The sequence below is a fragment of the Pseudoalteromonas sp. SG43-6 genome, assembly GCF_014164365.1.
Lineage (GTDB): Bacteria > Pseudomonadota > Gammaproteobacteria > Enterobacterales > Alteromonadaceae > Pseudoalteromonas > Pseudoalteromonas rhizosphaerae.
Window position 1 is genome coordinate 56,072 of sequence record NZ_JACJEZ010000012.1, and the last position, 13,553, is coordinate 69,624.

At 42.7% G+C, this 13,553-nt stretch carries 11 protein-coding genes; 5 read left to right on the forward strand and 6 right to left on the reverse strand.

Annotated elements, in window-relative coordinates; all coding sequences use genetic code 11:
• Positions 1-62: 62 nt before the first annotated feature.
• The gene (locus H5201_RS07235) at positions 63-2,093 is read right to left on the reverse strand and encodes a methyl-accepting chemotaxis protein (protein ID WP_182784099.1); all 2,031 of its coding nucleotides are present in this window, start codon (positions 2,091-2,093) and stop codon (positions 63-65) included.
• Between the two features lie 126 nt (positions 2,094-2,219).
• Here H5201_RS07235 and H5201_RS07240 point away from each other — a divergent pair, with 126 nt between their 5' ends.
• Positions 2,220-2,993 carry an NADP-binding protein gene (locus H5201_RS07240; protein ID WP_182784101.1) on the forward strand — a complete coding sequence of 258 codons (774 nt, stop codon included), beginning with the start codon at positions 2,220-2,222 and terminating at the stop codon, positions 2,991-2,993.
• Here the strand turns inward: H5201_RS07240 and hutH are convergent.
• From hutH to hutC, 3 genes are all read right to left on the reverse strand, one after another.
• Positions 2,990-4,522 carry a histidine ammonia-lyase gene (gene hutH, locus H5201_RS07245; RefSeq protein WP_182740286.1) on the reverse strand — a complete coding sequence of 511 codons (1,533 nt, stop codon included), beginning with the start codon at positions 4,520-4,522 and terminating at the stop codon, positions 2,990-2,992. The two genes, H5201_RS07240 and hutH, sit on opposite strands and share 4 nt — an antisense overlap.
• A gap of 2 nt (positions 4,523-4,524) precedes the next feature.
• Entirely contained in the window at positions 4,525-6,198 is a 1,674-nt protein-coding gene (gene hutU, locus H5201_RS07250; protein WP_145238458.1) for a urocanate hydratase, read from the reverse strand.
• A 102-nt stretch (positions 6,199-6,300) separates the two neighbouring features.
• Positions 6,301-7,008 carry a histidine utilization repressor gene (gene hutC, locus H5201_RS07255; protein WP_149982615.1) on the reverse strand — a complete coding sequence of 236 codons (708 nt, stop codon included), beginning with the start codon at positions 7,006-7,008 and terminating at the stop codon, positions 6,301-6,303.
• Between the two features lie 108 nt (positions 7,009-7,116).
• On the opposite strand from hutC, the gene hutI reads away from it, so the two are divergent.
• Together hutI and H5201_RS07265 are read left to right on the forward strand one after the other, a co-directional pair.
• Positions 7,117-8,364, forward strand: coding sequence for an imidazolonepropionase (hutI, locus tag H5201_RS07260; protein ID WP_182717687.1), 1,248 nt, complete (start codon positions 7,117-7,119; stop codon positions 8,362-8,364).
• Between the two features lie 130 nt (positions 8,365-8,494).
• Positions 8,495-10,150, forward strand: coding sequence for a GGDEF domain-containing phosphodiesterase (locus H5201_RS07265; protein WP_182784109.1), 1,656 nt, complete (start codon positions 8,495-8,497; stop codon positions 10,148-10,150).
• Between the two features lie 7 nt (positions 10,151-10,157).
• On the opposite strand, the gene H5201_RS07270 is transcribed toward H5201_RS07265, so the two are convergent.
• Together H5201_RS07270 and rraA are read right to left on the reverse strand one after the other, a co-directional pair.
• Entirely contained in the window at positions 10,158-11,204 is a 1,047-nt protein-coding gene (locus tag H5201_RS07270) for a formimidoylglutamase (RefSeq protein WP_182740287.1), read from the reverse strand.
• Between the two features lie 3 nt (positions 11,205-11,207).
• Positions 11,208-11,705, reverse strand: coding sequence for a ribonuclease E activity regulator RraA (rraA, locus tag H5201_RS07275; RefSeq protein ID WP_145238473.1), 498 nt, complete (start codon positions 11,703-11,705; stop codon positions 11,208-11,210).
• Between the two features lie 218 nt (positions 11,706-11,923).
• On the opposite strand from rraA, the gene H5201_RS07280 reads away from it, so the two are divergent.
• Complete coding sequence (locus H5201_RS07280) at positions 11,924-12,463, forward strand: phosphatase PAP2 family protein (RefSeq protein ID WP_145238476.1); 540 nt, start codon at positions 11,924-11,926, stop codon at positions 12,461-12,463.
• Positions 12,460-13,488 (forward strand): MJ1255/VC2487 family glycosyltransferase, encoded by a 1,029-nt coding sequence (locus H5201_RS07285; RefSeq protein WP_149982619.1) that lies wholly within the window; start codon positions 12,460-12,462, stop codon positions 13,486-13,488. The genes H5201_RS07280 and H5201_RS07285 overlap by 4 nt, the downstream gene beginning before the upstream one ends.
• Positions 13,489-13,553 lie beyond the last annotated feature (65 nt).

Genomic DNA, 13,553 nt, shown 5'->3' on the forward strand with positions numbered 1-13,553 from the left:
AGGGAATATTGATCTACAACAAAAAAGAGTGCCGGAGCACTCTTTTGCTTATCAATATTGGCTTACTTAAGCTTAAACTGATTAACGGTTTTATTTAGTAAGCTGGCAAGCTCGTTAAGGTCCCTGGCTTCATCAGCAAGCTCAAGGGCATGATCTGCAGTGCTGTTCACTAAGTGATTAATTGCCGCTAAACTATTATTTATATCTTCGGCAACCACCGTTTGTTGCTCGGTTGAGGTGGCAATGTGATGACTTTGATCTTGTACTTTAGTCACTGAGTCAGCAATGTTTTGCAATGCATCTAGTACTTCTTGCGTTTGCGTAACCGAGCTTTGCGCGCGCTCTTGTCCTTGTTGCATCATAGTTGAAGCTTTCTGTGCAATTTGCTGTAAGCGTGAGATCATGTTGCGAATATCATCAGTTGACTCTTGTGTGCGACTGGCCAACGAGCGAACTTCATCGGCTACGACCGCAAAGCCACGGCCTTGCTCACCAGCACGGGCGGCTTCAATTGCAGCGTTCAGCGCCAGCAAATTGGTTTGCTCTGCAATGGAATTGATCACATCAACTACGGCGCCGATGTTACCACTTTCTTGCTCTAGGCCTGCGACCACTTTAGCAGCTTCGCCAATATGGTCAGCTAAGGCGGTCATCACGCTTTGTGCATTTTGCGAGCGAGTGGCGCCATCTGCAGTGATCTGTTGGACTTCCTCAGCTGCATTGTTGGTGTGTTGTGCATTACGGGAGATCTCCATAACCGTGGTCGCCATTTCGGTTACTGCAGCGCTAACACTATCAACCTGCTGTTTTTCTTGTTGAATTTCGTCATTAGTTTGTTGCGAAACCGATTTTAATTGTGCCGCCGCATCGGTAAGTTGTTCAGCCTGTACTGCGGTATTAAGCATCATAACGCGTAATTTATCGATAAAGGTATTCATATGATGAGCTAACTGGCCAACTTCATCTTTGCTATCAATAGTAATTTTTTGGGTTAAATCGCCATCCCCAGAAGCAATATCGCGCATGATATGGGTCAAGGTGATGATCGGCTGTGAGATCATCTGTGTGGCCCACAAAATCATTGCGATGATGATTAATAAAATAATAACGACCGAGCTGGTGGTGGTCATGACCGCGTCATTTACTGGCTCATCAATCATAGTGTGTGGCACTAAAATACCCACGTACCAGTTTAGATAAGGATGCTCTAATTGTAAGCGGTTATAAACCACAAAGTACTCTTGCCCTTGCAAGGTTACTTTGGCATCACCAGCGACGTTATTTTTCATTTGCTGGTTGAGCGCACTGAAGCCTTGCGTGTCGCTAAATTGTTTTTCAAGTACTTCTAAGCCTTCTTTACCGTTAGGGCCTTCATCGGTGATTGAAAGTTTATGGTTGGTACGTTTTGAGAAATGCACCACTTTTTGGTCGCCATCGAGTAAAAAGCCAAAACCTTGACCGTTAAAACGAATATCTTCGACCATTTTATTGATTTTATTCAGTTGTAAATCTACGCCACCAAAACCAATTAGTTCGCGTTGCTTATTATAAACAGGCTGTTGCACAACCGCAGAGGCATTACCTGTGGTTAAATCAACTGAAATGGGCCCGACATATAAACGGTTAATTTTTAATGCATCTTGCCACCAACCACGTTTATAAGCGTAATACGGCTGGCCATTATAGTGGGTAGTACGTTCATGCTCTTTAAAATATTCACCGGTTTTGGCGGAGGCAAAAAATGCCGAGAGAATATTTTCATCATTGCCACTAATGCGTATAAAGTCTTGATTTACTTCGTCGTAGCCTAGCGCACCTTGGAGTGTTTGGTCGCGTTTATCCCATGCGTCAAACCAGTTAACGAGATGAGGATTATTCACAAAAGTTTCTACAACTTTGCCATATTGAGCAAAATAGCTCTGCATTGACAGCTGTTCACTTTGTAAGTAGCTGTATGCTTCGCGTTCAATACTTTGACGAGACAAGGCGGCTATATGGTTCACAAAGTAAGCCGAGGCAATAAGTAACAGCACACTGATAGTGCCACCAATTAATAACAGGATTTTTTTTCGTAATGATAGATTTCGTAACATAAGTGCACACATTCTTATTATTTAGTAGAGTAAGCACTCTTATCTAATCATATCTTTATCTTAATCGCTATTGTGTGCGATGAGAGAAGTGAACAAATTTCTATTTAATTGTAAGAGGAATGTTGCGTGGCGGGTACAAATAAAGACCAATTAATAGTATTGGGCGCAGGTTGGTTGGGTCAGCCATTGTGCTTACAACAGCTTGCAAAAGGCTGGGATGTTCAAGGCACTCATCGTAGCGCTGAGCATCAACATGCTTTTCAGCGCCAGTTAGTATTTGCAGATCAGCAATTAGTTCATCAACTAGATTTACATAATGCGTGGTGGGTGTGTGCTATACCACCACGTAGTCGCCACGCTGATAGCCATTATTTAGCCACGTTAAAATTAGCCATTGAACTGGCAGGCACCATGAATGCAAAAGGTTTTTTGTTGTGTTCATCAACGGCTGTTTATGATCAAGATAATCTAACCTATACAGAGCAAAGTGAGATTAAAGTAAGTACTGCACGCCAACAGCCATTAATTGATGCTGAGCAACTGGTATTAAATGCGGGTGGAAAAGTACTTAGACTCGGTGGTTTAATTGGGCCAGAGCGAGAGCCTGGGCGTTTTGTGGCAGGCAAAGAACTACAAAGTTCGAGCAACCAAACCGTTAATATGGTGCAGCAACAAGATGTTATTAATGCGATTGTTACTGTGGTGGAGAATTGGCAAGTTGCAGCGCCAATTTACAATGTCGTCAATCCAGCTCATCCAAGCAAAGCAGATTACTATCAGCAAAAATGCCAGCAATACGGAACAACCCCTCCTACATTTACGAGTGACGAAAGCGCCGAACGCATCATTGATGGTTCGGCTATTGAATCACTTGGTTTTAACTATCAGTTTGCTATTTAAAACGACGGTAATACGCCTTTAGGTAATAAATTACACAACTCACCTTGCTGTAATAATAAATTAGCTGCTTCGATATCTGGGCCAAAATAACGGTCTTTATCGTAGTAGCTCACTTTTGTGCGCAGTGTTGCTTTAGCTTGTTCAACTTTGGCTGATGCTTGCAATGGCTTTCTAAATTCTAACCCTTGCGCAGATGCCAACCATTCAATTGCCAGTACGCCTTGCGTGTTATCAGCCATTTCTTGCAGACGACGTGCTGCAAAAGTTGCCATAGAAACATGGTCTTCTTGGTTCGCTGAAGTTGGTAAGCTATCCACAGAAGCAGGGTGCGCCAATGATTTATTTTCAGACGCTAATGCTGCTGCGGTTACTTGTGCAATCATAAAGCCTGAATTAACGCCGCCGTTTTCAACTAAGAAAGGTGGTAACTTTGATAAGTTTGAATCGATGAGTAACGCAATACGACGCTCAGCTAGTGCACCAATTTCGGCAATCGCTAATGCTAAATTGTCGGCTGCCATAGCCACAGGCTCGGCGTGGAAGTTACCTCCCGAAATAATATCGCCTACATCAGCAAATACTAATGGGTTGTCGGTTACACCATTAGATTCACACAACAACACTTCGGCTGCTTGGCGAATTTGCGTTAAACACGCACCAAGTACTTGTGGCTGACAGCGTAGGCAATACGGGTCTTGTACTTTTTCACAATCCACATGAGCTTCGCTGATCTGTGAATGTTCACCGAGCATATCGCGAAACATTGCCGCGGTATCGATTTGACCAAGTTGGCCACGAATTTCATGAATACGTGCATCAAATGGCGAACGACTCCCCATTGCAGCTTCAATACTAATTGAGCCAATCGCGCAGCTTTGTGCATATAAATCTTCAGCCCGAAATAGACCTTGAAGCGCAAATGCGGTAGAGGCTTGAGTGCCATTTAACAAAGCCAAGCCTTCTTTAGCGGCCAGTGTTAATGGCTCAAGACCGGCTATTTTAAGACCTTCATTGGCGCTAATGAGTTTACCTTGATAGCGCATTTCGCCTTCGCCGAGCAGTGGTAAACACATATGTGAAAGTGGCGCTAAATCGCCAGATGCACCTACCGAGCCTTTTTTTGGCACGCATGGATAGACTTGTGCAGCAAGTAACTGCATAAAGAATTCGATCACTTTTAGGCGAATGCCAGAAAAGCCACGTGATAATGAATTAATTTTCAATACCATCATCAATCGTACTGTGCTGTCATCCATATAAGCACCGATGCCCGCAGCATGGGAAAGTACAATGGATCGCTGGAGTAACTCTAATTCATGTTCAGCAATTTTAGTATTAGCGAGTAAGCCAAAACCGGTATTAATGCCATATACCGTTCTGTGTTGATCAATCACGTCTTGCACGGTTTGTGCACTGGCTGCTATTTTTATCTCGCTATCTTTGGCGAGCGTTAACGTCACTGGTGATAAATTAATTTGGCGCAGTGTTGCTAAATCGAGCTTTCCAGGTGTTAGGGTGAGTTTAAACATGATTATTCCTTATTTAACATTGGCAGGTCGAGGCCTTGCTCGGTCGCACAATTAATTGCAATATCGTAACCTGCATCCGCGTGGCGCATAACGCCCGTTGCAGGATCATTCCATAATACGCGGCCAACCCGCGCAGCTGCTTCGTCGGTGCCATCAGCAACAATGACTACGCCAGAATGTTGGCTAAAGCCCATACCTACACCACCACCATGATGAAGTGACACCCATGTTGCACCTCCTGCGGTATTCAGTAATGCATTAAGTAATGGCCAATCTGATACTGCATCTGAGCCGTCTTTCATTGCTTCGGTTTCACGGTTTGGACTCGCAACTGAGCCTGAGTCTAAATGGTCACGGCCGATCACAATCGGTGCTTTAAGCTCACCATTTTTGACCATCTCATTAAACGCCAGCGCTAAACGAGCGCGGTCTTTTAAGCCAACCCAGCAAATACGAGCAGGTAAGCCCTGGAATTGAATACGTTCACGAGCCATATCAAGCCAGTTATGTAAGTGTTTGTCGTCAGGAATAAGCTCTTTCACTTTTGCGTCGGTTTTATAAATATCTTCAGGATCGCCTGATAATGCCACCCAACGGAATGGACCAATTCCTTCGCAAAATAATGGACGAATATAAGCTGGCACAAAACCTGGGAAATCAAAGGCATTTGTTACGCCTTCGTCAAATGCCATTTGACGAATGTTATTGCCGTAGTCAGTTGTTGCAGCACCAGCTTGTTGTAGTGCTAACATTGCGTTGACTTGCACAGCCATAGATTGCTTAGCTGCTTTGACAACCGCTTGTGGATCTTGTTCACGCATTTTAGCCGCGTGTTGCATGCTCCAACCTTGCGGTAAATAGCCATTCAACGGGTCGTGAGCAGAGGTTTGATCGGTCACTACATCGGGAGTAATAGCTCGGTTAACAAGCTCACTAAATACATCAGCGGCATTACCAAGTAAGCCGACTGACAGCGCTTCGCCTTTGCCACACGCCTCGTTGATAAGCTCCAGTGCATGATCTAAATCGGTTGCTTTAACATCCACATAGCGGGTTTTGATCCGAAAATCGATACGCGTTTCATCGCATTCAACTACGAGTGCGCTAAATCCCGCCATGGTTGCCGCAAGTGGCTGCGCGCCGCCCATACCGCCTAAGCCACCGGTTAGCACCCACTTTCCAGCAGCGTCACCATTAAAATGTTGTTTTGCCATTGCTACAAAGGTTTCGTAGGTACCTTGTACTATGCCTTGTGATCCAATGTAGATCCATGATCCCGCAGTCATTTGCCCATACATCATCAAACCAAGTTTATCGAGCTCGTTAAAATGCTCCCAATTAGCCCAGTGAGGTACTAAGTTTGAGTTGGCAATTAATACTCGCGGTGCATTACTGTGAGTTTTAAATACCCCAACAGGTTTGCCTGATTGTACGAGTAGCGTTTCGTCGTCTTCGAGTCTGTCGAGAGTTTCGATGATTTTATCAAAGCAAGGCCAATCACGCGCTGCACGACCAATCCCACCGTACACAACTAAAGCATGTGGATGTTCGGCTACTTCAGGATCTAAATTATTCATTAACATGCGCTTAGCTGCTTCGGTGAGCCAGCTCTTAGCGCTGATTTTATCGCCGTGTGGGGCGCGAATAACGCGAGATTCATCAAGTCTGTTGTTCATAGATTACTCCTGTTGTATATACAAGCTTATTGGTTTCAAAAAATACGCTGTGAAGCGCATCATTTTGATTTTTATATTCTTTCTAATGTTATTTTTTACATATTACTTTTTAAAAGTTAAATGTCCGCCTAAGCGATACTTACTACCCGGTGATACTAAACGGGCAAAACTAACAATCCCAGATGATGACCAAGTACGCCTAATCACCTGTAAGCATGGCTCTTCATGGTATAAATTAAGCCATTGGCACATTTCGCTGTTAGGCATTATTGCTTCTACCGTATGGCGCGCTTCAGTTAATGGTGCGACGCTCGATAAATATTCGTGCGGAGTTAACGCAGTAAAATCTTGTTGAAGGTAGCTTGTTGCTAGGGCCGGGTTAACAAAGCGCTCCTCAACTTGCAGTGGCTGTTCGTTTTCGTTATGCACTAATACACTGCGATACACCACGCTATCTACTTCAACACCCAGTGCAATCGCAATTGGCGCAATGGCGCTGATAGATTCAAGCACTAATACTGTACAGCTGTAATTGCCGTTACGGGCTTTGACTTCATCTGCTATATTTTTAATTTCAAGCAATGATGATTGTGATTTAAAACTGGCAACAAACGTGCCTAAACCTTGGCTACGAGTAAGAATACCTGCTTCGGTTAATTCGCTTAACGCTCGGCGCGCAGTCATTCGACTAACACTAAATTGTTCGGCCAATTCATTTTCAGAAGCCACACGTTGGTTTTCAAGCCATGCGCCGCTGCGGATATTATCAACAATAAATTGCTTTATTTGTGCGAACTTAGGTGTCGTCATTAAATTATTATGGTCTTTTAAATTTACTATTAACTATAAGATGGCATATTTACCTTGTATATACAAGATGACTTGTTAGACTGAGAAAAAATAATTTTCGGAGTTAATATGACAACAATCACTGCAAATGATCCGGCTAATGACTGGGATTTATTGATCACCGATGCCAATATCGCAACTATGGATTGCAGTATTGCAGCACCTTATGGCGCCATCGAAAATGCAGCGCTGGCAATCCGTAAAGGTGTCATTGTGTGGTTGGGTAAACAGGCCGATTTACCTAAATTCGACGTATTAGCAACGCCGATGCTTTCAGCAAAAGGGCAGTGGCTAACACCTGGTTTAATTGATTGTCATACCCACTTAGTGTTTGCCGGCTCAAGAGCTGAAGAGTTTGAACAGCGTTTACAAGGTGTTAGTTACGAGCAAATAGCAGCGCAAGGTGGGGGGATCGCTAGTACGGTAGCAGCCACACGAGCTGCGGATCATGAGGCTTTATTTGTGCTCGCGAAGGATCGTCTCAATGCCCTCTATGCCGAGGGAGTGAGTACCGTTGAGATCAAATCTGGTTACGGACTTGATTGCGAAAATGAAGTTAAAATCCTCGAAGTGGCACGTTTGTTAGGTGAAAATCACCCAATTGATGTAAAAACGACATTTTTGGGGGCGCATGCCCTACCTTTGGAATATAAAGGTCGCAGTGATGAGTATATCGATCTGGTTTGTAATGAGATGCTTGAGCAAGTGGTCACTGCAAATTTAGCCGATGCTGTCGATGTGTTTTGCGAAAATGTTGGTTTTAGTAATGAGCAAACTCGACGAGTTTTTAATGCCGCAAAAAAACATAATTTGCCAGTGAAATGTCATGCTGAACAGCTTTCAAATCAGCAAGGAGCACAATTAGTCGCTGAATTTAATGGGTTATCTGCTGATCATATTGAACATTTAGATGAAGCTGGAGTAAAGGCCATGGCTGCAGCAGGCGCTGTGGCGGTATTATTACCCGGGGCATTTTATTTTTTACGCGAAACCAAACAGCCGCCAATTGAGCTATTAAAACAGTATCAAGTACCAATAGCGATTTCGACAGACTTTAATCCAGGTACATCACCCTTGTGTTCTTTGCAATTAATGATGAATATGGGGTGTACTTTATTTCGCTTAACTCCTGAAGAAACTCTCGCCGGAGTTACGCGTAATGCCGCCAAAGCATTGGGTTTAACTGATCGCGGAGTGTTAAAAGTCGGCATGCGTGCCGATATAGCTCATTGGCAAATATCCCACCCAGCACAATTAAGTTATCAATTTGGCGTGAATAAACTGTTAAATCTGTGGATTTTGGGTAGACTAAATTAGTCTGTTGTAATGTTGTACTCAAAAAATGATTTTAATCGCGCTATTAACAAATACGGGACTTGAATATTCTGCAGGGAGCGCTTTTTTAAACAATATATTGACGCCTACTTTTTTAGCCGGCGCTATTTTTATGGCGATGATCTGTGCCTTGTGCGTGGTTAAAAAGCCATTACTGCGCTTTAGCTATCTCAGCAATGGGGTACTTGGGCTGGCAGTATTAAGCGGCGGCTTTAACTTTTTGGAGTTACTATTTGCACTGAGTATTGGTTTGCATTTATGGCTGGCATTTTCGCAAAATAAATGGACTATGCTCACTTTGAGCTGTTGCTCAGCACTTGTATTTACGGTGTGCTTAGCGGCTCATTTACTACTTGAGTTACCTCTTTATTTAATTGTACTGGCGAGCATTGTAATGGCTATGTCTGGCTATTTTGATGATGAAGAGCTTGTTGCTGAGGCTGATGACGCAGCGCATATAAATCACTTTATGGAGCCTGCGCCGTTATTAAATCTTCCCGATATTAAGCAGTTACGACAAGGTTATTACGACTGGCGTAAAAACAATCAACAACGAGCTGCGTTGGTGGTTATCCGGTTGGAGGGGTTTGCTCAGGTTAATCAGCATATTGGCCGAGACTTTGGGGATTTACTATTAGCGCAGTCTGCAAACCGTATTAAGCAACTACTGCTTATTGAAGAAGTGATTAATTTAGCTGGGGAACAAAAATTAGCTCACCTTGGTGGCCTTAATTTTGCATTTATATGTAATTTAGCGCAGCAAAAACATCTACATGAGCAATTAATCAATCAAATACTAGGGGCCACCTTGAAGCCGTTTAATGTGGCTAATTGCACTATTAAAGTCAATGCACGGGCCAGTTTCGTTGATTGCGATGAACAAGAAAATAGCTTTGATAATTTAATTTCGTTTGCTTACCTCGCTTTAGATAGCCACCCAAAACAACAAGTGGTGGTGTACCATCAACAAATGAGAATAGAGCAACTAGAACAGCAAGCGCGTTTGCAAGAATTAGCAAATATCGATTTTTCTAGCGAACTTGAACTGTACTTCCAACCCATCATTTGCAATCACGATGAAAAAATTGAATTTTTAGAGTTGTTACTGCGTTGGCAACATCCCAGACAAGGGATTTTATCGGCTAATCGATTTATTGATGATATACGTGTTGCAGGGCTTGCTTATCCATTAGCCACATTTGTTATTGAACGCGCCGCAGAGCTTGCAATGGCACTGCGCATGGAAGGCATAACGATGCCTTTGAGTATCAATTTATTTGGCTCTGAAATGCTAAATGAAGAATTTATCGAATTCCTTGATCACATTTTTATCGAACATCAACTACAAACTGGCGATTTAATTGTCGAGTGTCCACTTAATCTGTTTATGAGTTTAGATGAGCAAGGTAAAGCAATGGTCGCACGCATCAATAGCATTGGTATTAAAGTCTGTGTGGATGGCCTTGGTGATAGCCCTATTTGGCTTGCTAAGTTACCAAATTTAGCCGTTGCATATGTGAAAATAGCGCCTTCATTAACAGCTGATTTCAGTCATCAAAGCCATGTTCGTAGTTTGATAAGTGGTATGGTTGATATGCATAACCAACAAAATGCGAAGGTAATTTGCGAAGGGGTAGAAACACTGGAGCAGCTTAATTTTGTAAAAAGTTTAAACGCCTATGCTGCGCAGGGTTATTACTACAGTCATCCACTGAGCAGTGTTGGCATGATCTCTTGGTTAAAACAATGGCAAATAGAGCATCCGTAATCGTTTTTTAGTTTGCTTTGGCTTGTAAATAAGCATTCACGAGAGCTGTGATTATTTGCCCTGCATCGCTCATTCCGGCCTGTATACCACTAGGATGTTGGTTGGGGGCTGCTTCACATAAATGCAAGTATTGGCTGTTTACTTGACTGGCAGCTAAATGCACAAAGTGCTCGGCATCGCTAACACTAAAACCACAATTGGTATACGCACTGACGGGCATTAATGAAATGCTATCAAGATCCACTTCAACCCCAAGTGGTGCATCAATTAGATTATATAGTGCCTGCTGGCATGCTTCAGTTAAGGTTTTTTCGCGCCTCACTTGCAGCGCTTGGTAGCTATCATAACTAAATTGGGCAGCAGCTAAAGCATCAATAATTGCTTGATTGTTTTTCAGCTCGTGCATGCCAATAACATGATAATTATTTAAGTGTTGCTCGTTATATGCATAGCGAAAACCATTACCACTATGGCGGCCTTCACAGTCACGGAAATCGGCATGAGGGTCAAAGTTGATCGCGTTTATTGGGCGCTGTTTATGCTTGCTTAATGCGCGAATAATACCAAGGCAGTTATTATGGCCACCGCCAATAACGATTGGCTCTAACCCCGCAGCAAAAATTAAGCTCAGCACTTGCTCAACACGTTGATCAAGCTGGGCGCATAACTGGCGTAATTGTGTTAGTTGCTGAGGATTTTGGTTTGATAAATCGCGCGCCGCAAGAGTCAAATCGCTGATCGCGACTTCGCCTAATAACAAAACTTTTTCGTTCGCTAAAAATTGGTTATCAGGTTGATTTAAAAAGCGCTTAAGAAATGCTTGCCAGCCATCTTCGGCACCACCATTGCCTAAGTTGGCGCGTGGCCCGATATCTTCGCAAATACCTAGTAATACATACTTAATACCAAATTGCGCGGCATCGCGCATGGCTTGTAAAGGATCAACACCAGTGTCAAGTAGGGCTATTGACTGCCATGCTTTTCTTTCATTAGCGCGACTGCTACACCAAGCTTTTACAGTCGCTTCATCATAGATATGTAGGTGGTTTGACACTCGTTATTCTTCTACGATTTCCAGTTCAAGTTCTTCACCAGATAATACAATACCGGTGCTATCTGCATAGATAAAGTCGTCATCAAAAAATGATACACCAGCGAAGTTAACGCCAATGCCGTCTTCACCAGCACCGGTGCTGTCTGCTGCAACAGGGATTGAAGCAATTGCTTGAATACCTAAATCAAGCTCTTCAAGTTCATCAACATGACGTACTGCACCGTATACCACAATGCCTTGCCAGTTATTTTCTACAGCTAGTTCAGCAAGCTCGATATCGATTAATGCGCGACGAGTTGAACCACCCCCATCAATTAATAATACACATTCTTCGCCGTCTTGAGAGAGTATGTCGCGGATCAGTTCATTATTTTCAAAACATTTGACGGTTTTAATACGGCCACTAAAATTGTGGCGACCACCAAAGTTAATAAACATAGGTTCGAGCACATCGACCACATCGGCAAAGTGATCGCATAAATCTGAAGTGCTGTAATCCATTTTTCTATCCTTTCTAAAGATACGTGAGCTGATGTTCAGTATACCTTTCTTAAATGCAATAACAACGACTTAATAACAGTAAATTGCGCTCTTTTTAAACAATTATTGCGCTAAAACAGGAAAAGCAATATTAGTGTCTTAAAAGCGTCACTCAATTGTTATTTTCACCGCCTAAGCTGAAATTGTGTACAGAGTTTGCACAATTAAAGGAGCAAGTAATGAGTGAGAACAACATGCTAAAAAAAGTTGTCCAACTGGACCAAAGTTTGTTTTTGATGCTATTTAATGGCAATGCCCCAAAATGGTTAAAAAATTCAGCTTTAGGTTTCTCAAAAACAGGCAATGGAGGGCTTTATGTATTAATCGCTGTTGGTTTTGGCTGGCTTAGCAGTGAAGCTGAATTACGGCTTATGGCGATGACTCTATTGCTGGGCTTTTTAATTGAGCGACCCATTTATTACGTGGCTAAAAATAGTTTTGCCAGAATTCGGCCATGTGATTGTTTAGTAAAAGGCGCTTACATTACGCCCAGCGATAAATTTAGTTTACCGTCAGGGCACAGTGCTGGCGCATTTTTAGTTGCCGTTATCTTAGCGCAGTATTTCCCGCAATTCGCAGAGTTATGTTTTTTGTGGGCAACGGGGGTCGCAGCATCGCGGGTGTTACTTGGGGTACATTTTCCTGTTGATGTAGTGCTTGGTGCATTGATGGGGGGAAGCTGTGGTTTATTGGCAATCTTGATAGTGGCTACCTTATGAAAATACTTTATGGCATTCAAGGGACCGGTAATGGTCATATAACCCGAGCAAGGGTGATGGCGAATGCGTTTAAGCAAATGGGGATTGCTGTAGATTATGTGTTTTCAGGGCGAGCCCAGCAGAATTACTTTGATATGGACGAGTTTACTAATTATCGCAGCTTTCGGGGGTTATCTTTTACTACTCAAAATGGTCAAGTCAATAGTTACCAAACAGTGAAAAATAGCCGTATATGTAGATTACTAAAAGACATAAAGCAGTTAGATGTATCGGGTTATGATTTTGTGTTTAATGACTTTGAACCGATCACTGCATGGGCAGCAAAACGCCAAGCAGTGCCAGTAATAGGCATGAGTCATCAAGCTGCATTTTTATCACCCAAAGTACCAATGTTTGGCCATAGTTTACTGCGCCGCTCATTAATAAAATATTATGCTCCTGCTGATACCTATTTAGGCGTGCATTGGCAGCCATTCGCACAAAATATCATCCCTCCTTTTATTGCTCATCATCGACATGATAATCCGGTCAATGTTGACAATAAAGTATTGGTATATTTACCTTTTGAAGAACTGCGAAGTGTGATTGATTACTTACAAGATTTTCCTGAAAAAGAATTTTATTGTTACCACCCGCAAGCTCAGGATAGTTCATCCGCTAATATTCATCTACGAGCCCCTTCACGTGGTGGCTTTTTAAATGATTTAGCCAATGCCAGTGGCGTGATCGCAAATGCGGGTTTTGAGCTCTCTAGCGAAGCACTAAAATTAGGTAAAAAACTGTTATTGAAACCATTGTCAGGGCAGTTTGAACAAGACGCCAATGCACAAACATTATTAGCAATGAAAGCCGCGCACGTAATGAATTACTTAAACCCCAATGCGTTGGATGACTGGCTCAATAGTACATCACAAAAACAGATTAATTTTCCAAGTGATCCACAGCCATTAGTTGAGTGGTTAGCAGCTAAACAGTGGCATAACACACAGGAATTACATCAAAATTTGTGGGCTTCGGTAGGTTAAATTCAAAATCAACGGATTTTTTAAAGCACTGTAGTAAAAAACAATAATAATGTAAGCCAATTGTT

Bases quoted from the DNA above. Each gene is read 5' to 3' on its own strand.
- H5201_RS07235 (WP_182784099.1), bottom strand. From the start codon at position 2,093: ATGTTACGAAATCTATCATTACGAAAAAAAATCCTGTTATTAATTGGT.
- hutH (WP_182740286.1), bottom strand. From the start codon at position 4,522: ATGTTTAAACTCACCCTAACACCTGGAAAGCTCGATTTAGCAACACTG.
- H5201_RS07265 (WP_182784109.1), top strand. From the start codon at position 8,495: ATGGCGATGATCTGTGCCTTGTGCGTGGTTAAAAAGCCATTACTGCGC.
- H5201_RS07280 (WP_145238476.1), top strand. From the start codon at position 11,924: ATGAGTGAGAACAACATGCTAAAAAAAGTTGTCCAACTGGACCAAAGT.
- hutI (WP_182717687.1), top strand. From the start codon at position 7,117: ATGACAACAATCACTGCAAATGATCCGGCTAATGACTGGGATTTATTG.
- H5201_RS07285 (WP_149982619.1), top strand. From the start codon at position 12,460: ATGAAAATACTTTATGGCATTCAAGGGACCGGTAATGGTCATATAACC.
- hutU (WP_145238458.1), bottom strand. From the start codon at position 6,198: ATGAACAACAGACTTGATGAATCTCGCGTTATTCGCGCCCCACACGGC.
- rraA (WP_145238473.1), bottom strand. From the start codon at position 11,705: ATGGATTACAGCACTTCAGATTTATGCGATCACTTTGCCGATGTGGTC.
- hutC (WP_149982615.1), bottom strand. From the start codon at position 7,008: ATGACGACACCTAAGTTCGCACAAATAAAGCAATTTATTGTTGATAAT.